Source organism: [Clostridium] hylemonae DSM 15053, from assembly GCF_008281175.1.
Taxonomy (GTDB): domain Bacteria; phylum Bacillota; class Clostridia; order Lachnospirales; family Lachnospiraceae; genus Extibacter; species Extibacter hylemonae.
Genome location: NZ_CP036524.1, coordinates 434,832 through 454,779, shown reverse-complemented (window position 1 = coordinate 454,779; position 19,948 = coordinate 434,832). Strand labels below are relative to the sequence as shown.

Below are 19,948 nucleotides of genomic sequence, written 5' to 3'. Positions count from 1 at the left end.
CCAATTTACTTTATTAATCTAAACCGCTGCGTTGTCAAGTTTGCACTGTCAGGCCCAATCATCACATCAAATTCGCCGGCATCACTAGTAAAGCTTTGATCAGAATGGAAATAACGCAACATTGATTCTTCAATTGTAAATGTCACCTTACATTTTTGTCCCGCCGGCAGAGCCAGCCTCCGAAAATCCTTTAATTCTTTTATCGGACGAACCACCTCGCCAACGAGATCACGAATATACAATTGTACTGTCTCCAGGCCATCAGCCTTTGAACGGTTTTCCACCTCGATAGTAGCTGAAATCCTGCCGTCTGAGGCTAACACATTCTTATCTAGCACTAACTGGCCATAATGAAATTCACTATAACTTAAACCAAAGCCAAAAGCGTATTTTGCTTCATTGGCAACATCCAAATATTTTGATATATATTTAGGTTCCGCTGATATTCCAGCCGGGCGTCCTGTATTATCCGCATTATAGTAAATCGGGAGCTGTCCCGCCTGCTCCGGAAATGACATGCACAACCGCCCACACGGATTAAATTTTCCCCATAATACTTCTGCAAGAGCATGCCCGCCCTCGGTCCCGGGAAACCAGGCTTCAACAATGCCATTTGCATCATTAATACCCTGCAGATCAAGGGGGCGGCCGTTATAAAGAACAACAATGACATTTTTATTTATCTTTCTAACCTTCCGGAAGAATTCCAATTGACTCTCCGGCAGCCGAATGTCACTGCGGCTGGCAGCCTCACCACTCATCCACGCCGGTTCTCCCAGGGCCAGGATCACTACCTCCGACCGCTCAGCTAATTGCACCGCTTCTGACACCGCTTTTGCAGAAGGCGCGATGTAATCAAACGGCTCCGATCCTGTCAGAATCTTTGGATCGATCTTTTTAGCGCCTTCTATCATCGAAACAGCTTCCTGCGTTCTTCCCTGCCACGACCATGCTCCAAGAATATCCTTAGATGCCGCTCCAGGCCCGATAACCGCTACTTGTACGCCTTCTTTCACTGGTAAAATACCATCATTTTTTAGTAAAACAATTGACTTTAGCGCCGCCTCTCTGGCCACTTGACGGTGTTCCTGGCAAAGAACTATCCTCTCTTCTTTCTCGGGATCAGCCCCGCGAAACGGATCTTCAAATAAACCCAGATCATTTTTGAGCTTTAGTACCCGCATAACCGCCTGATCAAGTAATGTTTCCAACGAAGGTTCTTCTGCCGCCAATTCCTCAAGATGATGGGCGTAGCAACTGGTCATCATTTCAATATCAACACCTGCTTTAAGAGCCAGCAGCGCCGCTTCTTTGCGGTCTTTTGCCACAGCGTGTACCGTTAGTTCCTCGACGGCCCCCCAGTCTGATATAATGATCCCCTCAAACTTCTGCTCCTCCCGTAAAAGCCTGCGAAGCAGCCAGGCGTTCCCCGTTGCCGGAATACCGTCAACAGTATTGAAAGATGTCATAACTACCTTTACACCCGCTTCAATTGCCGCATGATAAGCACTTAAATAGCTTTCCCGCAGCTGCCGCTCCGACATATTAACGGTATTGTACTCACGGCCGCCGCTTACCGCGCCATACCCGGCATAGTGTTTGACACAGGCTGCCACACGTTCAGGCTCTTTGCCAGGGTCTTTTCCCTGATAGCCCTTAACAAATGCCGTTGCAAAAAAGCTGTTTAGCAGAGGATCTTCACCAGTCGACTCCATTACGCGGCCCCACCTGGGATCTCTGACCAAATCCGCCATTGGCGAAAACACTACATGAACTCCGGAAACAGATGCCTCCCGGGCTGAGATCTCCGCAACCTTTTCAGCCATTTCCAGATCCCAGCTGCAGCCCAAAGCAAGCGGAATCGGGAAGATCGTCCGGAACCCATGAATAACATCCGCCATGAACAAAACCGGCACACCTAACCGGTGCTTTTCCATATACTTTCGCTGAATCTTTATTGACTCTGCAGCACCTGACTGCCCTAAAATTGATCCGGCATTCCATACATTCTCTTCCGTTAATCCCACTTCTCTTATTGGTCCGGTATTCTCTTTGCTGTCTTCACTATAAAAGGTTGCTGCTAACTGGATTAATTGATTGATTTTTTCATCCATCGTCATTGATTCCAATAATCTTACTAATCCATCCTGCTTCATTAAGTTTCTCCCAAATCTCTATTTATTACCTGATACATTGTAACCCTGCAGAATATATTTTTGCAAAAAGATAAATACAATTACGATCGGTACTACCATAAAAGAAGACCCTGCCATTTGCAGCGCATAGTTAGTCGTATACTGTCCTTTCAGCAATTGCAGACCGACGGAAAGGGTATATAGTTTTTCTTCATTTGCCATGATCAGCGGCCACAAGAATGAGTTCCATCCGCCAATAAATGTAGTGATTCCCTGGACAGCCAGAATCGGCTTGGATACCGGCAGGATAATTCGGGTAAAAATATACCATTCGCTGGCTCCATCGATTCTAGCCGCCGCCAATAATTCATCTGAAATATTGGAAATAAACTGACGAAAGAGAAATATTCCATACGCTCCGACTAAACCCGGCAAAACAATTCCCGGCATCGTATTGGTTAATCCTAATCCGTTCATGATCAAGTAAACGGGGATCATAATTACCTGCCCAGGTATCATCATTGTTGCCAATACCAGATAAAACAATGTCTCACGGCCTTTAAACTTATATTTAGCAAACCCGAAGCCAGCCATTGCATTGAGCAGCATGCCGCCAAATGAGCAGACCACAACAATTAGTGTATTTTTAAGATACAGTAAAAAATCGAATGATTGAAACAAATCTTTGAAATTGTCCCAAATTGGATTCTCCGGTATCAAACTGGGAGGAAACTGCATGATTTCTAAATCGGTTTTAAACGAAGACAAGATCATCCAAACAAATGGAAGTATCCATACCAAAGCTCCAAGCATTAAGATCACTGCCAGTACAGTTTTACAGAAAACTGCAGCTCTTGTTCTTTTATTCATATCGATCCCTCCCTAAAAACCCACTTCTTCATTCTTTTTTTGTATTCGGAACTGTATCATAGTAATCACAATGATCGCTATAAATAAAATAAACGATCCTGCCGCCGCATAACCAAACTTACTATATTGAAAACCATTACGGTAAATAAATAGTGCGATTGAGGTAGTTCCATCCAGCGGCCCGCCTTTTGTCATTACAAATGGTTCTTCAAAGAACTGCAGCCAGCCAATCAAAGTTGTTACGGTGACAAAGAAAATCGAAAAACTAAGTGACGGCAATGTGATATGCCAAATCTGTTTAAACCGATTGGCTCCATCCAACGATGCCGCCTCATTCAGTTCTTTCGGAATCCCCTGCAGGGCTGCCAGGAAGATCAACATGTTTGCGCCAACCGCGCGCCACACCCCGAGTATGACCATTGATACTTTTGCAGTTACAGGGTCGTTTAACCATGGAACATGATCCATATTGAATAGGGATAAAAGATAATTTAAAAAACCAAAATCCGCATTATATAAATAGCTGAAAACGATTGCCACAGCTACAACGTTAGTAATCGCAGGGGTATAAAAAATAATTCGAAAAAGCAAAAAAATCTTATTATCTCCATAGTTAATAGCTAATGCTAACAGCATCGAAAGTACGATTATCAAAGGGACTCCCAAAATAACGTAAAAAAGCGTATTCTTAATTGACTGCCAGAAAACCGGATCAGCGGCAATTTCCTTGTAGTTTTCAAATATGGTGAAATTAATTTTCGACCAATCAGCTAATCCCACCAGGCTCATATCGGTAAAACTAATTATTAGCGCTACGAAGATCGGAATAATAGAAAACAGTAATAATAAAATTAAAGCCGGGGCTATGAAAAAATAGGGGGCTTTAGTCTTTTTCATTTCATCTACTCCTTCTTAAATTCTAATAATAAAGAGATTATCGGACGTGATAATCTCTTTATCAACCTATTTATTTGTTGAGTAGTGCTTCCGCTTTTTCATTAAAGGAGTCCATCTCCTGTTGTAGATCCGCTCCTCCAACTACCACCTGTTCAAAATGTTTCAAGTATGTCTGTGCGATTTCTTCAAATTCCGGGATCAGAGGCATAGGCTCAGAATTGTCTAACTGTTCTCTCAACACCTTATAAAAATCATCGTTAAAGTCTTCCGAATCCCATGCTGCCGTTACTACCGGCAATGCATTTGTCAACTTCATCCATTCGATCTGATTTTCTGAACGAGACATAAACTCAATAAATTTTACTGCCTCCTCTTTCATTTTGGAATGCTCAAAAACAGTCAGGTTAGAACCTCCCATTGAAGAGATATTATTCTCCTTTGCCGGTAATAATGCAACCGCCCACTTTCCTTCAACATCCGGTACCGTATCGTTAATTGTTTTTGCCATCCAAGGACCGCTTATAAACATTGGTAAAATTGCATCACCGGAAAAAGATTGATTCACTTCAATTCCCAAATTCTGTTTTGGCGCATAGCCTTTTTCGATCAATCCCGTCAAAAAACCAATTCCCTCAACGAATTCCGGTTGATCAAACAATGGCTTATTATCTTTGATCAATGCCGAACCATTTTGACGTGCGAACATAAAACCAAGAGATTGTTCATTCGCGTCAATACTTATTCCGTACTTACCTTCACCACGCTCTGTTAACTTTTTTGCAGCATCTTCTAATTCATCCCATGTTTTTGGCCCTTCCGGATATCCAACATCTGCCAGCAAATCTGTCCGATAATATAATACCCTTGTCTCCGCTGCCCACGGTACTCCATAATACTTACCATCAAATAATGTTGTATTTACCGAACCTTCGAAAAAATTTTCAGGGTTCATAGTATCCGAATCCTTCATATATTCAGTAAGGTCGGTAAGCGCTCCGGCCTCCTGGAACTCTGCCATCCAGGTTGTCCCCATCTGTAAAACATCCGGTCCTTCCTTAGAAGCCACCGCGGTAAGTAACTTATCATGAGCGTTTGCCCATGGTATTGACTGGATATCAACCTCTATTCCTGTTTCCTCCGTGAATTTATCCGTCATTTTAGATAGTTGCTTTACTTCTTCACCCATCCCCCAGATCTTAAGTACCTGGCCCTTTTCATTTCCACTCTTTTTGGAATCAGCGGCGCAGCCCGAAAGTCCTCCTATCATTAATGTAGCCGAAAGTGTAAATAATCCGATTTTCTTTAACAATTTCATATCATTTTCCTCCTTTTGGCGTAGTGAAACGTTTCTATTAATGATTATACTGTATGTCAATGCGATTTTCAACAAAAAATCTTCAACTTTTTTACAAAACAATGCTTTTTGTCTATAAATTATATATTATCCGCTTTATTTTAGTGCATATTTCACATTATATCTTTATAGAAACGTTTAACCTTTTGTATTAATAGGTTTTCAAACGTAAGGGATCCCGCCCTGCAGTTCCTTCTTCTTTCTTTGCCTACCGGACGTCTTCCGGCATATCCACTTCCCCTTCCCTCAGCACCCCGACCAGCCTTCCGATCCTCTTATACTGTGTGTGGGAATTGATATGCCAGTGGTCTATCGTCCCGTTCAGCGCCTTTACATATATATCCCTGTTCCTCTTATACACTCTTCCCATGAACAAAAATCCTCCCCGCATAATGATCCATATCTCCCCGTTTTTCGGATCATAGTCGTCATCATAGCGGAAGCCGAGCAGACTGCCCTCCGGGAACTTCGGAAAAAGTACGTGCGTGCTCAGATATACACAGAACGTACACGCCCGGCTTATCTCATTGCTGCTGACCATGATATCCCTTTCTATCCTGCTGTCATACTGCGCCAGGCCCCCTACTATATTCGTAAACTCAAAACATTTTATTTTTATCTTCTCACTGGACGCGCTGTGTATCATCTGATCGTACTCGCTGTCAATGGTGTATTTGATATATTCTTTCATATTATCGGGCAGCTTTTTGAACCTGTATACGTAATCTGCATAATCGTACGGCACCATCGGTTCCCGGTCTGTAAACTCATCCAGAGAGCAGTCCAGTACCTTTGCTATCCTTTCCATGGCGGCAAAGCCCGGATTCTCTGTAGCGCCGCTCCCGATCTTTGTCAGGGTGCTGTACGGGACCCCGCTCAGCCATGCCAGGTCTTCAAATGTAAACCCCCTTTTCTGCATTATGAGCTTTATTTTTTCGTTCTTCACATTTCTCCACCTTTCCATTATTGGAAATTTTCGGCCTTACGTCAATATTGATTTATTATAACATATTTCCTATAATCAGACTTATTGTTACTATTTTATTAAGCAAATTGTTCAAAAAAGAGAGGGGAACGTCATGACTGACAACATTTACACGTGGACACCAATAGACATCCGGCTCAACCGCCGTCTGACTCTTCTGCTGAACCGGCTGGAGATCTCTCCCAAGCTGAAAGGATATCTGTACCTGAAATGCGCGCTGTCGCTCTGTATCAATGACACGGAATACCTTACCGGGATAACAAAGAAATTGTATCCGTTTATAGCCGGTAATTACAATACGAGCGCTGCTGCCGTTGAGAGGGCCATCCGCACTTCCATCGATATACTCTGGCATTCACACGCCCGAATGACCTACCAGGAACTGACCAACTGTTTTTCTGACGAACGGCCCACAAACGCACAGTTTATTGCCCTACTGACACATACCATTCTTTTTTTGTGATAAATTTCTCACAATTCCAATTTGAACATTTATTTTTTTTCGCTTTTTCCTACAATTATTGACTTTTTTAGACAGATTATATATACTAAGTTTAGTTCAATTTTCAACAATTGACGAAAATTATTCAGAAAACACGCAAAATGAAAGGAGGAAGAGAGTATGTGGGGACATATTTTCGACTTAAGCAATCCGCTTGTAGGCAAGGACAACACATGGGTGCTCTGGGCTATCTGTGCCACAGGCGCCGCTGCTGCAATTTATCTGGAACAGAGGTATAAATGGGCGGCAAAAATGACGGGAGCTATCATCGCTCTTATCTTCGCCATCGTTTTATCCAACTTTGGTATCATTCCTATGGACGCTCCTGTATGGGACGTTGTGTGGGGATTTGTAGTACCGCTTTCCATCCCTCTGCTGCTGCTGCAGTGTGACATGAGAAAGATAGGAAAAGATTCAGGGCGTATCCTGATCATCTTCCTGATCGGTTCCGTAGGTACCGCCTGCGGAGCACTGCTCGCTTACACGGCGCTCAACAAATTTATTCCGGAACTGGGAGGACTTGCAGGAGTATTTACCGGAACTTACATCGGCGGTACTGTTAATTTCGCAGCCCTCGGCGCCGCATTCGACGTATCCGGAGAGATGATCTCCGCCGCGACTGTAGCAGACAACTTACTTATGGTATTGTATTTCTTCCTGTTGATCGCAATGCCGTCCATCGGTTTCTTCCGCAAACACTTCAAACATCCTTACGTGGATGAAGTAGAGGCAGCGGGCAGCAACCTGAAAGACAACGAGACAAACGCTTCTGCTTTCTGGGGAAGAAAAGAGATCTCCTTAAGAGACATCGCCCTTGCAGCTGCAACCGCGTTTGTGATCGTTGCGTTATCCAACATCATCGCGACCGGACTTGGAAGCGTGATCCCGACATCCAATCCATTCCTGCAGATCGTGAACACGCTGTTTGGCAACATGTACCTGTGGATCACGACCATCGCCATGCTCTGCGCAACATTTGCACCTGGCTTTTTCGGCAACATCAAGGGGACACAGGAGCTGGGTACCTTCCTGATCTACCTGTTCTTCTTTGTGATCGGTGTTCCTGCATCTGTACCGCTTATCATCAGGAACTCTCCGTTACTGCTCGTATTCGCGGCGATCGTTGTAGCGGTCAACATGGTATTCAGCCTTGTGGCAGGCAAGCTTCTTAAGTTCAACCTTGAGGACATCATCCTTGCATCCAACGCCAATATCGGCGGACCTACGACGGCTGTTGCCATGGCAGTATCCAAAGGCTGGACAAAGCTGGTAGGACCGATCGTACTTATCGGTACACTCGGATATGTTCTCGGAACCTACTTTGGACTGATCGTCGGAAGTATTCTCGGAATATAAGAATACTAAACTAAAAACAGAAAGGGGACTTTGAGTTATGAATTTTGATGCACATTCTGATATCTGGACCGATGTGACGCACCACTATCTTGACGGGGAATCTGATATTTTCCGCAAATACCACTATGAGCGTCTGAAAAAAGGTCAGATCGAAGGCGGAATATTTGTAATCTGGAATGATCCACCTTTCGATAAAGAGCCGCTTAAGCGCACGCGTCAGATGATGGAGGCGATCGCCCATGAAGAACCTGACTGTGCGGATATATTAAAAGTGGCGCGTTCTTACGATGATATGATGAAAGCCCGGGATGAAGGCAGGATGTATGCCTTCATCGGGCTGGAAGGATTAAAAAGTATCGGTGAAGACCTGGATCTGATTGACGAATTCTATCAGTTCGGGGCCAGACATGCCGGCCTTACGTGGAACGAAGAGAATCCGCTGGCAACAGGAGCACTGGGGAATCCTGAACGCGGACTTACGGATACAGGCCGGAGAGCAGTGAAGAAGATTCAGGATCTTGGAATGATTCTCGATGTGTCTCATCTAAACGACGCGTCTTTCTGGGATCTGCTGCGGGCGGCGGACGGACCTGTCGTTGCCACACATTCCAACTGCAGGGCTCTGTGCAACCAGCGCCGGAATCTCACCGATGAACAGTTGAAGGAACTGGCCAGGACAGGCGGCATCGTCGGTCTGAATTCCTTTAACGAATTCGTACATGATGTGGAGTCAGAACAGACAGTCGGAAATCTGGTAAAGCATCTCGTTCGTATGGTAGAACTGATGGGAATCGACCACGTCGGCTTCGGCTTCGACTTTTCCGAGTTTTTATGCGGAGATACGCTGAGCTCATTCAGCAGCCAGGCCAACCCTTACACGATCGGTCTGGAGGACGCTTCCAAAGTTCCAAATGTCATTGAAGAAATGAAACGTGTCGGATTTAGTAACGAAGAGATCGATAAAATATCTCACAAGAACTGGCACCGTATTATTCGAGAGGTCATCAAATAACAACAGACTAAAAGGCACAGCCACACCGGCTGTGCCTTTTTTATGCATATAGCGGTCTATTTTATCGACCCCGGCTCCACTCTTTTCTGTCTCAGCTTCAGGTACACGATCTCGCGGAACAGCGCATAGACGACGGAAACGACAGGTATGAAGATGAGCATACCGACGATCCCCATCAGGCTGCCCCCGATGCTCACCGCCGCCAGCACCCATATGGACGGCAGCCCGACGGAATTACCGACTACGTGCGGATAGATCAGATTGCCCTCGATCTGCTGGAGCACAAGAAAGAGCGCCACGAACACAAGCGCCTTCACCGGATCCACCATAAATATCAGGAAAGCGCCTACCGCGCACCCGATGAAGGCGCCGAAGATTGGTATGAGTGCGGTAAACGCGATCACAATACCGACAAGCAGCGCGTACGGAAGCCGGAACAGCGCCATGGACACAACGAACATCCCCCCCAGTATGACTGCTTCCACACACTGTCCGGTGAGAAAGCTGGAAAAGGTACTGTAAGTCAGCGAGAAAACTTCCAGGGCCGCTTCCGCCCTTCCCCTTCTCACAAAAGCAAAGAGCACCTTTTTCGCCTGTATATTCAGCTTCTCTTTCTGAAGCAGAACATAACAGGCAAATACAAACGCTATGAAGAATGTGGCTATTCCGCTCACAATACTCTTCGCCGCGGTGATCGTCGAGTCAAGGACGCTCCCTGCGCCGCTGCGGAAAAACTCGATCCCCGCATCCATAACTTTATTCCAGTCAAACTCCAGGTCGTTCACCCATTTCATTACTTCCTTATTGTTGTGGAACAGGTCTGCGGCCCGCGTCTGCACCCTCGGTATAAATGCCTGTATACTCTCCCCCAGATTGGCAAAGGTTCTTCCAAGCTGCGGGATCAGTATGAACATAACGATCCCGATGACACTGAAAACAAGCAGCAGCACAATAAGCATACTGACCGGTCTTGCCATCTTTGACAACACCTTGCTCTTGCGCACCTTATCGCTCCCAAACAGGTGACGTTCCACAAAATTCATGGGCACATTGAGCACAAACGCGATCGCCCCGCCGAGGATGAACGGAAACAAAATGTGAAACACAAACGCAAGTATATCAAATACTTTATTATACTCCCAAAGACATAATACGACGATCGCCGTAAATATGATAAGTCCTCTGATCTTCTTTACACTCTCTTTGCTAAACTCCATCTTAACTCCTTATCTTTTTCATCAGCTGTATCACCGGCAGATTCAGCAGCGCCAGGCCGTACACAGTGAGCAGCTCTCCCATGTCCAGCGTAACTACCTTAAAGATCCCCTGAAGCCCCGGTATCATCAGAACTCCGGTGATCAGGACCAGGCCGAGGGCAAACGCCCCTATCAAATATATATTGTTAAAAAATCTATTTGTGAACAGTACCGGCCTTCCGGACTTACAGTTAAAACCATGGACGAGCCTGCTCGTACAGAGCGTCCCGAATGCCATCGTGCTGGCCAGGGCACTGCTGCCGTGCCTGTAGCCGATATAAAATGCCGCCATGGTCATGATCCCGATACACAGTCCCTCTGTGCCTATACTGAGCAGATACTTCCTTGTCAGTATCGATTCATTCATCGGCCGCGGCCTTTCCTGCATGACACTCTTCGTATGTGGTTCAAGACCGAGGGCAATAGCAGGAAGACTGTCCGTCAAAAGGTTGATAAACAACAGATGTACCGGCGCAAACGGCACCGGAAGTCCGGCTGCGGACGCATACAGCACGGCCAGTATGGCGCCGAAGTTGCCGGATAAAAGGAACTGGATCGAATTCTTTATATTCTGGTAAATATTTCTGCCGTTTTCCACTGCCTTGACGATCGTGGCAAAGTTATCGTCCGTCAGTACCATGGAGGCGGCATCCTTAGACACCTCAGAACCGGTGATACCCATGGCAACGCCAATATCCGCCTGCTTCAGCGCAGGGGCGTCATTCACCCCGTCCCCGGTCATGGCCACTATATTGCCTTTCTCCTGCCACGCCCGCACGATTCTTATCTTGTGTTCCGGGGAGACTCTCGCGTATACTGAGATCTTCTCTACAAAATCTCTCAGCTCTTCGTCAGACATATCCTCGATCACCGCTCCTTCGCAGGCTTCGGAATCATCCTTCAGTATGCCGGTCTTTCTGGCGATCGCGGCTGCCGTCACTTTATGGTCTCCGGTGATCATGACCGGCTTTATCCCGGCCGCCTTACACTCGGAAACCGCTGCCTTTGACTCTTCCCTCGGCGGGTCCATCATGGATATGAGGCCGAGAAAAATGAGACCGTCCTCGTCATCCAGTGAAAGGGAGCGCTCTTCCTTCATTTCTTTATAGGCAAAAGCGAGCACCCGCAGTCCGTCTCTTGAGAATTCCATATTCTGTCTCTCGATCTCCAGACGGTCTTCCTCTGTCATATCTCTGACCGTTTCACCGGTTTTTACAGCGTCCATTCGTCCGAGAAGTACATCGACGGCGCCTTTGACGACGACGAGATTCCTTCCGTCTATCTGATGCAGCGTGGACATCAGCTTGCGGCCGCTGTCAAAGGGAATCTCAGACCGTCTTGGATACGCGCTTCTTATGTCGCCTGCATCCACGCCGAGCCTGCTGCCGATATTGATCAGCGCCGTCTCCGTCGGGTCCCCGATCTCCTGTCCGTCTGTATTGACCGAATCGTTGCAGAGCATACTGAATACGAGCAGCTGCTTTTCATCACAGACAGACAGATCTATCTCTTCTGCCGGCACACGCCTTCCATCCACATAATAATCTTCCACAGTCATCTTGTTCTGGGTGAGCGTACCTGTCTTGTCCGAACATATGACAGACACGCTTCCGAGTCCTTCGACTGCCTGGAGTCTGCGGATGATCGCATGTTCCTTTGCCATCTTCTGTGTTCCGAAAGAAAGCACGATGGTGACGATCGAACTGAGCGCCTCCGGAATGGCCGCTACCGCGAGCGCTACCGCAAAGAGGAACGCATCTGCCACAGAACCGCCCCGCACGACATTCACTGCAAATAATATACCACAGAATATGAGGATTATGACAGAGAGTTTCCTGCCGAAATCATCCAGGTTCATCTGAAGCGGAGTCTTCTTCTCCGACGTCGTTTTCAAAAGCCTGGCGATCCGGCCCACTTCTGTCTCCATTCCGACTGCCGTGACCTCAAAGGTTCCCCTCCCGTAAGTTACAAAACTTCCGGAAAAGACCCGGTTTGTCTGGTCTCCGAGCGCCGCTCCCTCCGGCACTTCATCCAGCGATTTTTCCACTGATAAGCTCTCACCCGTGAGGGCGCTTTCATCCGCCTTCAGACTGGCCACTTCAAGGAGCCGCCCGTCCGCGGGCACGCAGTCGCCTGCCTCCAGTATCACTTCATCCCCCACCGTCACCTCCCGGGACGGTATCCGGATCGTCACCCCGTCTCTTACGACCTTAGCCTCCGGCGCAGAGAGCTGTTTCAGACTTTTTAAAGACTGCTCCGCCTTCACGGTCTGCACAGTCCCCAGGACAGCGTTGATCGTTATGACCACGAAAATGACCGCCGCGCTTTCTCCATCTCCTAAAAAGCCGGATACGATAGCCGCAAAAATCAAAATGATAACGAGAAAATCCTCAAACTGCTCGAGAAAAATTCTCACCGTACTCTTCTTTTTACCCTCTGCCAGCTCGTTAAAACCGTATTTCTCCTGGTTGACCCTGGCCTGTTCACTTGTCAGCATATGTTTTCCTCTCTTTCCTGCAATGAGACTCTCTCTTCTATTATTTCCAACTGTATATAAAAAGAGACCTCTATTGCATAATTTAATATGCAATAAAAGTCTCACCATTTCATTACGATACGGATGACTGCTCATCGTACTGACGACATCGTAAACGCAGGCTTCTGCCGGCGCCAGTTACTCCCTTTTATTATTTCATAATATACCGAATAAAACAAAAAAAGTCAATATAAATCGTCATAATATTTCATTCCCGCCGATCTGAAACTGATTCTTCCCGTGCTTTTTCCCTTCGTACATTGCTTTGTCGGCGGCGTTGAACAGTTCCTCGTATGTGCTTCCATGCTCGGGGCATGCCGCGATCCCTATACTGACCGTGATCTCAAAATCCATCTCCTGTGAGCATTCCTCCAGCGCTTTAAAGATATCCTCCGCCTTTTTAGCCGCAGCCTTTCTGTTCACGGTTCCATCCATATAGGCGACAAACTCGTCCCTCGATCCGGCATACGATATCATCTGACCGGAACTTCGACTTGAGCAGCCCTCCAATGTGAGCGAGCGCCTTATCTCCCTGACAGTGGCCGTACTGATCGTTGATCTGCTTAAAATTATCTACGTCCAGTATATAGAGCAGGCCTTTCCGGGACTTAGCCATCTTACGTCTTATGATCTCTTCCCCTGCGGCTTTGTTATATATTTCTGTCAGACCGTCGAGCCGGACTTTTTTGAGAAGCTGCTGCTCTCTCTTGATCTGGCTGTTGATATCTGTGAGCTTCCCGATCACCGCCGAAGGGTGATTCCCGTCATATACGTAACGGTACTGGCATTCACACCATATATACCGGCCACATTTGTCTACAAGCCTCATATTTACCGCATGGATCTCTCCGTCATTATGAGGTGTTTTTAAAATATCCTGGAACATCTTTTCATCGTCGCGGTGCAGTTCCATAAGATTTTTATTCTCTTTCAGATAACGGCTGCTTTCCAGATGATTCACCCGGAATTTAAGTTCCGCATTGGGAGAGATAACTGCTGTGTCCGCGCTGTACGTATACTGGAACATTATCGTGTCGGAAAACTGTGCAAGAACCATATATTTTTTTGCTTCCAGAGACTCTTTTCTTCTTTTCGTTATCATATACCACATGATCATGCCGGCGGCAAAGACGATCATTGCCAGAACGACCATGCTCGTCTGAAGCATCTGATTCATCAGCATACTGGAATGGACGTATATTTTATTCTCCTTCACAAAATCAACGATATACCAGTCATTGTACCCGAGCGGAGATATGCCGATGTAATACCCTTTGTCTGTTTTTCTGTTTAAAGCCCCGACAAATATATCTTTATCCTGAGCGAGCGCCTGCTCTATCTGCACCAGAATATCACCAGACACCTTTTTCTCTTTCAGTTCCTTCTCCAGTGTGGGCTTCAGCTGCTTATCACTGTCTCTGAGCGGCACAAAGCTGCCGTCGCTTTTGACGACACAGCTGCTCACCACATCAATGTCCCCTGACTTCCAGCTCGTGTCCACAAGTTCCTGTGCGTCCGCCACCGTACAGAGCACACCGGATATATCTCCCGGCCCGCCAAACAGCGGTACGGCTATGCTGTACCTGTAGTCCGCGTACTCTTCCTTACAGCTCACATCTGTGATCACTTCCTGTCCCGCCCGGAGCAATGCATATATCCTGTCCTTTTCCGCTCTGTCTGCTTCCCCTCCGGCTGCCGATTCCACGAATTCGTCCAGCGTCATGTATAAAACAGAATATCTGCTCTGTTCTTTATTTACCGTATCCAGATAATCCTGCAGCTTCCCGCCGCTTATGCCGGCCCCTTCTGTTTCCGCCAGCGACCGTATCGCGTTCAGAGTGCCGCTCACGTCAGAATGAAAAGAATTTACTTCTACAGTCTGTGCTTTGACATAGGACGAAAGGTTATCCTGCATCAATTCGTTATATTCTCTGCCCAGCCTCGTCTGATAGTGGATAAACACACTCCAGAGCGCGGTTATACAGATGAAGACTGCCGCTATATTTAAAACGGCCGTCTGGCCGATGATTTTACCGCTGTGTTTTTCTATATGGATGAAATGGCCTTTCCTCCGGACTGTTTTGTCTTCAAATTTACCATTCTTTCTGAATCTCATACGAATACTGTCCCCACATTCTAACGTTTCTGCATTTCGGTATAATAAAATCCCTTCACCGGATATAATATAACATCCGGTGAAGGGATTTTTTGTCGCATTTTGTCAGCTGTCAAACACAAAGTATTTTCCTGCAATATAATTTAACGCTATAACGATAATATTGGTGAATATCTTCATCACAGTACCCTGAAGGGCTAAGATGTCCACGAGCAGAAACATAAGCGCAAGTTCTAGTACGCCGGTCAGCGCCCTGCAGCCGAAGAACCGGACCGCCTCTGCGGCGACTGTCTTTTGGCTCCAGTTTCTGCTCTCAAACACAAATGGTTTGTTTGTAAGAAAAGCAAATACAACAGCCATGCACCATGCGGCGGCCGTACTGTATATATTTGGGATTTTTAATATCTGGTAACAGATATAATACACTGCCACATTGACAACTGTAGTTAAGATGCCAAATACCATGTAAGCCGTTATTTTTTTATATTTTGCCATGCAACCGCCTCTTTCTCCTTATAATATCCGCTCCTAGTATTACAGCTGTGATAAGAGCTGCCGCAATACCGGCATTTCTTCCCGGCGCGTGATAGACAAGCCTGATCTCATGTGCGCCGGCCTTCAGAGGGACACCTACAAACGCGGTGTTTACTCTCCTGATCTTCTGCTGCCTGCCGTCCACATAGAGTTGAAAGCTTTTATCATACGGGACAGATGTGATGAGCCATCCTCCATGTTCGGACTCTGCCGTCCCCTCAAGGACATTTCCGGCCCCTGTAACTTCAAGCGCCGCAGGCCGTCTGTACAGCTCGGCTGCCGCCTCCTCCCCGGCCGTACCGGTCCAGGCGCGGACATTGCTGATCTCGTAGTTCCCTTTTCCGAATTTTACAGGGAACTCTGTCTCCCCCGCCTTTAAAAGTGACGTATAATGGAATGTAGTATTGCCATTATAGTATGCCGCCTTTCTGGCGCTGAGCTTATTCTGCTCTCCGTTCACAGTGACTGTCACGTCTTCCGAAGGCCTGTTGTTCTTCACGTCAAATTCCAGAAACAGATACGTATCTCCCGGCATATCACTGTCCACAGATACGGAGCCATAGGAGGCATTCCCTTTTATGACTGTTGTACTGATATGTGCGTTCACCTTTTTTACATTTACCGGAATGTCATCCACGGTATCAGGCGTATGTGCCACTGCTGCGCCAAGCAGCGCCAGCTGGCGCTCAGGATAAGACAGATCTGAATAAGTATCTTCTGATATGATACGGTCTGTCACATAAGCAGCCGGCGCGGCGTTTTTATTTTCATATATATTCACGCTTCCGCTCTGCCCTATCTTCTCATAGCCGGCCGGCGCCCGGTCTCCCACTATATAGCGCACGCCCATGAGCCGCAGGAAAATGGGATTGTCTACGGTGTCCGCCATAAGGCTGTTCCTGCTCGGCTTACTAAGGTTCAGCACTTTATTGCGGAATTCGCTGTAGTACGAATTGCTGATAGAAGAATATACGGTCGTCAGATTCTGCCCGCAGGCCAGCACCCGGTTCTGGCTGGCTTTGTTCTCACTGTATCCGCCCCTTGTCTCGGTCCGGTAAAAGCCTCCGTGCAGTACAGACCTTACCGCTTTTTCAATATCCGGATCTTCTATTTTATTCATATCGGCCGACGTGACCAGTTCCTCTTTCAGCACGGTGCACTGACCTGCGCAGAGAAATGCCATCACTGCCAGCGTCACAGCGCACAACGCCTTTTTCCAACAGACCATGCTGAGCAATACCGATGCCCCGCAGACGGCAAAGTCTATAAATAAAAGATACTTCTCCTGCCTTGCATAACTGTTCGTAAGCAGCGAAACGGCGACGAGCGCTCCGGCCAGAATGCACCCTGCCGCCGCCTGGCGCGCTTTAAGCGCCTGGGTTTCAAGCCTGGTAAAAAACGCTGCCGCAAGCCAGCATAAAAGCGGCAGAAATGGGATAAAAGCCTTATCCCTCAGATAGAGCCCACCGTTCAGCAGCCAGTCAAATACAGGGAACAGAAGCATAAGCAGCAACAGCGCTGCCATGAATTTCTCCCGGCACTTTTTATAAAATATACTGATACACAGCATGAGAAGCGCAGCTGCCGTAAGACCCATCCCGTATCCGCTGTATAATAGCTTATGAAGGCGTATATCAGGAATGAGAAGCTTTGAAACAGTGATTCCTCCATGCCCGGCACGGCCCGCTGTCATGGCAAAGTAAACTGGTATCAGATAGAAAAGCGATAGAAAGCATCCGAAAAGCGCCGGGTAAAACCGTCCCCAGAGCCACTTAATGAACCTCAGGCACGATGATATGAGACCCACGGACTCATCCGTCTCGTTTTGGTATCCTGTCACCCCATAGATGAACAGGGCCGTCATGCCCCCTACCGCAAAATAGAAGCTCGTAAGTATCATGAAGAAAACGGACAGTGTCAGCAGGCCGTACTTTCCCTTTTTACAGTACCGGTCATAGCCGATCAGCGCCAGCAGCAGAAACGGCATATAGTTCACAAACATCAGCTGCATGGAGGAATGATAGGTCACAGATGCGGCCAGCACAAGTATCGAAGAAGCATAAAAGCTTTCCCGCTTTTTAAAATGCCCGCTGCTGAGCCAGTAATAACAGAGCACTCCGTCCGCCATATGCTCCAGCAGCGAGACGACCTGAATGTATGTGGTCATCTTTACGAAGGGCAGCGCGTATGATACGAGATACAACGGGTTAAATAGTCCGTAATAGGCAAAGTTGTAAATATTCTGCCCACCGCCAAGCTCTGCCGCGAACTGGGGAAACAGTGTTTTCGTCTCATAAAACAGCTTGCGGAAATAATCCGGGAATACGCTGTGCTGCCCGAGCCAGTCGATCTCAGAGCCTGCCAGATATCCGTTTCTTATCTTCAGGATATACAGTATGAGCGGGATGACCATAAGAATCGAGAGATATAACATATCTTCCCTGCTTTTTGTTGTCTTTGCCGTCGGTTTTTGCATCCTCTTCATCACTTGATTCCCTCAATAAATAGATTGGCCTGTTTTTTATCTCTGTATATGCCCTGGCAAGGTACTGGCCTGAAATACCAATGCAGAGCAGCTGTACGCCTCCTATGAGGAAAATTACGCACATCATGGCCGGCCAGCCTGCCACCGGGTCATGCCAGAACAAGTTCTTTACCACTAGGAATACGATCATGCAGAACGCAGCCCCGCAGAACAGAATGCCGCCGTATGAAGCCATGGACAGCGGTACTGTCGAAAAACCGAGTATTCCGTCGATGGAATATTTGAACAGCTTCCAGAGCGACCATTTTGTATCGCCGGCCGCCCGCTCAACATTGTGATATTCCAGCCATTTTGTCCTGAACCCTACCCATCCGAATAATCCTTTGGAAAAACGGTTGCACTCACTTAATGATAGTATGGCGTCCGCCATTTTCCGGTTCATCATACGAAAATCTCTGGCTCCCTCCACGATCTGTACCTGGGAGAGCTTATTTATGAATTTATAAAAAGAAGCGGAAAGGAAGGAGCGCAGCTTCGCCTCCCCGTGACGGTCGCCTCTTCTCGTGGCCACACAGTCATATTCGCCTTCCTGTAAGATATCGTACATCTCAGGGAGATACTCAGGCGGATCCTGCAGATCTGCGTCCATTACCGCGACATACTCTCCCTCGGCCGCCTTAAGTCCGGCGTAAAGCGCTGATTCTTTTCCGAAATTTCTGGAAAAGGAAAGATACCGGTAATTGTTATCTTTTTCATGAAATTCTTTTAAAAGCTTCAGCGTTTCATCTGCTGAACCGTCATCGACAAATATGATCTCCACGGTCACAGGCTCCATCTTCTTTATCACTTCCTGCATGGCCTGTAAATAAAGAGGCAGTACTTCCTGCTCATTATAACAAGGAACGACCACGCTGACTGCAGGTTTATTATCTCTGTACATCATAAGACCTCCTTCTTAATGCTTGATTGCTTATGTCTGACTGTAATTATATATATAGTATCTATCATTTTCCGAAAGAAAATCTTAAGTTTAAGTAAAGATTCAAAATTACAGAATAAAAAACAGAGTATGCTTTTCACATACTCTGCTGGAATTTTTAGTATTTTAAAGAAAACGGCAGGAACCTTTATCACAAAGGATTCCTGCCACTCTCATTCCCATGAGCGTGCGGGGATTCGAACCCCGGACAACTTGATTAAAAGTCAAGTGCTCTACCACCTGAGCTACACGCCCGTATACTATTTTCACAGTAAAGAAAATGCCCAGAGCCGGAATCGAACCAGCGACACGAGGATTTTCAGTCCTCTGCTCTACCGACTGAGCTATCTGGGCATATCTTATTGAACTTTTGTAGTTCAACAAGCATCAATTGCGGGGGCAGGATTTGAACCTACGACCTTCGGGTTATGAGCCCGACGAGCTTCCAGACTGCTCCACCCCGCGTTATTAACTAATATTAGATTATGAAGCCGTTGACCGGACTTGAACCGGTAACCTGCTGATTACAAATCAGCTGCTCTGCCAATTGAGCCACAACGGCAAGTCTGGTAATGGATGGAGAAGGATTCGAACCTTCGAAGGCGTTGCCAACAGATTTACAGTCTGCCCCCTTTGGCCACTCGGGAATCCATCCATTTTCATATGGGACCTATAGGGCTCGAACCTATGACCCTCTGCTTGTAAGGCAGATGCTCTCCCAGCTGAGCTAAGATCCCATATAGCGACCCAGAAGAGACTCGAACTCTCGACCTCCGCCGTGACAGGGCGGCGCTCTAACCAACTGAGCCACTGGGCCTCGCTATCTGAAGATATGTACCTTCAAAACTGCATACAAGAAATAAATATTACATCCATTACCTATCCACCTTTTCGCTTCGAGACGCGCCTCCGTCATTCCTGACTCCGCGCT

General features: G+C 47.0%; 13 protein-coding genes, 7 tRNA genes and 1 pseudogene. 3 read left to right on the top strand and 18 right to left on the bottom strand.

What is annotated here, in order from left to right; translation table 11 throughout:
* Positions 1-5: 5 nt before the first annotated feature.
* The 5 genes from LAJLEIBI_RS02165 to LAJLEIBI_RS02145 all read right to left on the bottom strand — a co-directional run bounded on the left by LAJLEIBI_RS02165 (position 6) and on the right by LAJLEIBI_RS02145 (position 6,202).
* Positions 6-2,156 carry a glycoside hydrolase family 3 N-terminal domain-containing protein gene (locus LAJLEIBI_RS02165; RefSeq protein ID WP_006444681.1) on the bottom strand — a complete coding sequence of 717 codons (2,151 nt, stop codon included), beginning with the start codon at positions 2,154-2,156 and terminating at the stop codon, positions 6-8.
* 18 nt (positions 2,157-2,174) lie between these two features.
* A complete protein-coding gene (locus tag LAJLEIBI_RS02160; RefSeq protein WP_006444682.1) occupies positions 2,175-3,005 on the bottom strand; it encodes a carbohydrate ABC transporter permease in 831 nt (276 codons plus the stop codon).
* 12 nt (positions 3,006-3,017) lie between these two features.
* Positions 3,018-3,902 carry a carbohydrate ABC transporter permease gene (locus LAJLEIBI_RS02155; protein WP_006444683.1) on the bottom strand — a complete coding sequence of 295 codons (885 nt, stop codon included), beginning with the start codon at positions 3,900-3,902 and terminating at the stop codon, positions 3,018-3,020.
* Positions 3,903-3,972: 70 nt separating this feature from the next.
* Complete coding sequence (locus LAJLEIBI_RS02150) at positions 3,973-5,217, bottom strand: sugar ABC transporter substrate-binding protein (protein WP_040435880.1); 1,245 nt, start codon at positions 5,215-5,217, stop codon at positions 3,973-3,975.
* Between the two features lie 247 nt (positions 5,218-5,464).
* On the bottom strand, positions 5,465-6,202 hold the full coding sequence (locus LAJLEIBI_RS02145; protein ID WP_050765560.1) for a helix-turn-helix domain-containing protein: 738 nt from the start codon (positions 6,200-6,202) through the stop codon (positions 5,465-5,467).
* Between the two features lie 133 nt (positions 6,203-6,335).
* Between LAJLEIBI_RS02145 and LAJLEIBI_RS02140 the strand changes: the two genes are divergently transcribed.
* From LAJLEIBI_RS02140 to LAJLEIBI_RS02130, 3 genes are all read left to right on the top strand, one after another.
* A complete protein-coding gene (locus LAJLEIBI_RS02140) occupies positions 6,336-6,704 on the top strand; it encodes a sporulation initiation factor Spo0A C-terminal domain-containing protein (RefSeq protein ID WP_006444687.1) in 369 nt (122 codons plus the stop codon).
* Between the two features lie 159 nt (positions 6,705-6,863).
* Positions 6,864-8,099 carry a DUF819 family protein gene (locus LAJLEIBI_RS02135; protein ID WP_006444688.1) on the top strand — a complete coding sequence of 412 codons (1,236 nt, stop codon included), beginning with the start codon at positions 6,864-6,866 and terminating at the stop codon, positions 8,097-8,099.
* Between the two features lie 37 nt (positions 8,100-8,136).
* Positions 8,137-9,111 carry a dipeptidase gene (locus tag LAJLEIBI_RS02130; protein ID WP_006444689.1) on the top strand — a complete coding sequence of 325 codons (975 nt, stop codon included), beginning with the start codon at positions 8,137-8,139 and terminating at the stop codon, positions 9,109-9,111.
* A 56-nt stretch (positions 9,112-9,167) separates the two neighbouring features.
* On the opposite strand, the gene LAJLEIBI_RS02125 is transcribed toward LAJLEIBI_RS02130, so the two are convergent.
* The 13 genes and pseudogenes from LAJLEIBI_RS02125 to LAJLEIBI_RS02060 all read right to left on the bottom strand — a co-directional run bounded on the left by LAJLEIBI_RS02125 (position 9,168) and on the right by LAJLEIBI_RS02060 (position 19,834).
* Positions 9,168-10,328 carry an AI-2E family transporter gene (locus LAJLEIBI_RS02125; protein ID WP_006444690.1) on the bottom strand — a complete coding sequence of 387 codons (1,161 nt, stop codon included), beginning with the start codon at positions 10,326-10,328 and terminating at the stop codon, positions 9,168-9,170.
* A gap of 1 nt (position 10,329) precedes the next feature.
* Positions 10,330-12,864, bottom strand: a complete 2,535-nt coding sequence (locus tag LAJLEIBI_RS02120; RefSeq protein WP_040435882.1) for a cation-translocating P-type ATPase — start codon at positions 12,862-12,864, stop codon at positions 10,330-10,332.
* A gap of 237 nt (positions 12,865-13,101) precedes the next feature.
* Positions 13,102-13,519: pseudogene (locus LAJLEIBI_RS02115) on the bottom strand (GGDEF domain-containing protein).
* A gap of 1,605 nt (positions 13,520-15,124) precedes the next feature.
* Positions 15,125-15,514: a GtrA family protein gene (locus tag LAJLEIBI_RS02105; RefSeq protein ID WP_006444693.1), complete on the bottom strand. Its 390-nt coding sequence runs from the start codon at positions 15,512-15,514 to the stop codon at positions 15,125-15,127.
* On the bottom strand, positions 15,501-17,987 hold the full coding sequence (locus LAJLEIBI_RS02100) for a YfhO family protein (RefSeq protein ID WP_083790655.1): 2,487 nt from the start codon (positions 17,985-17,987) through the stop codon (positions 15,501-15,503). Before LAJLEIBI_RS02100 ends, LAJLEIBI_RS02105 begins: the two co-directional genes overlap by 14 nt.
* On the bottom strand, positions 17,905-18,981 hold the full coding sequence (locus tag LAJLEIBI_RS02095) for a glycosyltransferase family 2 protein (RefSeq protein ID WP_006444695.1): 1,077 nt from the start codon (positions 18,979-18,981) through the stop codon (positions 17,905-17,907). The genes LAJLEIBI_RS02100 and LAJLEIBI_RS02095 overlap by 83 nt, the downstream gene beginning before the upstream one ends.
* Before the next feature lie 218 nt (positions 18,982-19,199).
* Positions 19,200-19,272, bottom strand: a tRNA-Lys gene (locus LAJLEIBI_RS02090).
* A gap of 26 nt (positions 19,273-19,298) precedes the next feature.
* Positions 19,299-19,371, bottom strand: a tRNA-Phe gene (locus LAJLEIBI_RS02085).
* A 37-nt stretch (positions 19,372-19,408) separates the two neighbouring features.
* Positions 19,409-19,482, bottom strand: a tRNA-Met gene (locus LAJLEIBI_RS02080).
* A gap of 24 nt (positions 19,483-19,506) precedes the next feature.
* Positions 19,507-19,579 (bottom strand) — tRNA-Thr (locus LAJLEIBI_RS02075).
* An 11-nt stretch (positions 19,580-19,590) separates the two neighbouring features.
* A tRNA-Tyr gene (locus LAJLEIBI_RS02070) sits at positions 19,591-19,672 on the bottom strand.
* Positions 19,673-19,681: 9 nt separating this feature from the next.
* Positions 19,682-19,754 (bottom strand) — tRNA-Val (locus LAJLEIBI_RS02065).
* Between the two features lie 6 nt (positions 19,755-19,760).
* Positions 19,761-19,834, bottom strand: a tRNA-Asp gene (locus tag LAJLEIBI_RS02060).
* Positions 19,835-19,948: the final 114 nt, after the last annotated feature.

Coding starts and splice junctions, on each gene's coding strand:
- LAJLEIBI_RS02165 (WP_006444681.1), bottom strand. CDS start 2,156: ATGAAGCAGGATGGATTAGTAAGATTATTGGAATCAATGACGATGGAT.
- LAJLEIBI_RS02160 (WP_006444682.1), bottom strand. CDS start 3,005: ATGAATAAAAGAACAAGAGCTGCAGTTTTCTGTAAAACTGTACTGGCA.
- LAJLEIBI_RS02155 (WP_006444683.1), bottom strand. CDS start 3,902: ATGAAAAAGACTAAAGCCCCCTATTTTTTCATAGCCCCGGCTTTAATT.
- LAJLEIBI_RS02150 (WP_040435880.1), bottom strand. CDS start 5,217: ATGAAATTGTTAAAGAAAATCGGATTATTTACACTTTCGGCTACATTA.
- LAJLEIBI_RS02140 (WP_006444687.1), top strand. CDS start 6,336: ATGACTGACAACATTTACACGTGGACACCAATAGACATCCGGCTCAAC.
- LAJLEIBI_RS02135 (WP_006444688.1), top strand. CDS start 6,864: ATGTGGGGACATATTTTCGACTTAAGCAATCCGCTTGTAGGCAAGGAC.
- LAJLEIBI_RS02130 (WP_006444689.1), top strand. CDS start 8,137: ATGAATTTTGATGCACATTCTGATATCTGGACCGATGTGACGCACCAC.
- LAJLEIBI_RS02125 (WP_006444690.1), bottom strand. CDS start 10,328: ATGGAGTTTAGCAAAGAGAGTGTAAAGAAGATCAGAGGACTTATCATA.
- LAJLEIBI_RS02120 (WP_040435882.1), bottom strand. CDS start 12,864: ATGCTGACAAGTGAACAGGCCAGGGTCAACCAGGAGAAATACGGTTTT.
- LAJLEIBI_RS02105 (WP_006444693.1), bottom strand. CDS start 15,514: ATGGCAAAATATAAAAAAATAACGGCTTACATGGTATTTGGCATCTTA.
- LAJLEIBI_RS02100 (WP_083790655.1), bottom strand. CDS start 17,987: ATGTTATATCTCTCGATTCTTATGGTCATCCCGCTCATACTGTATATC.
- LAJLEIBI_RS02095 (WP_006444695.1), bottom strand. CDS start 18,981: ATGATGTACAGAGATAATAAACCTGCAGTCAGCGTGGTCGTTCCTTGT.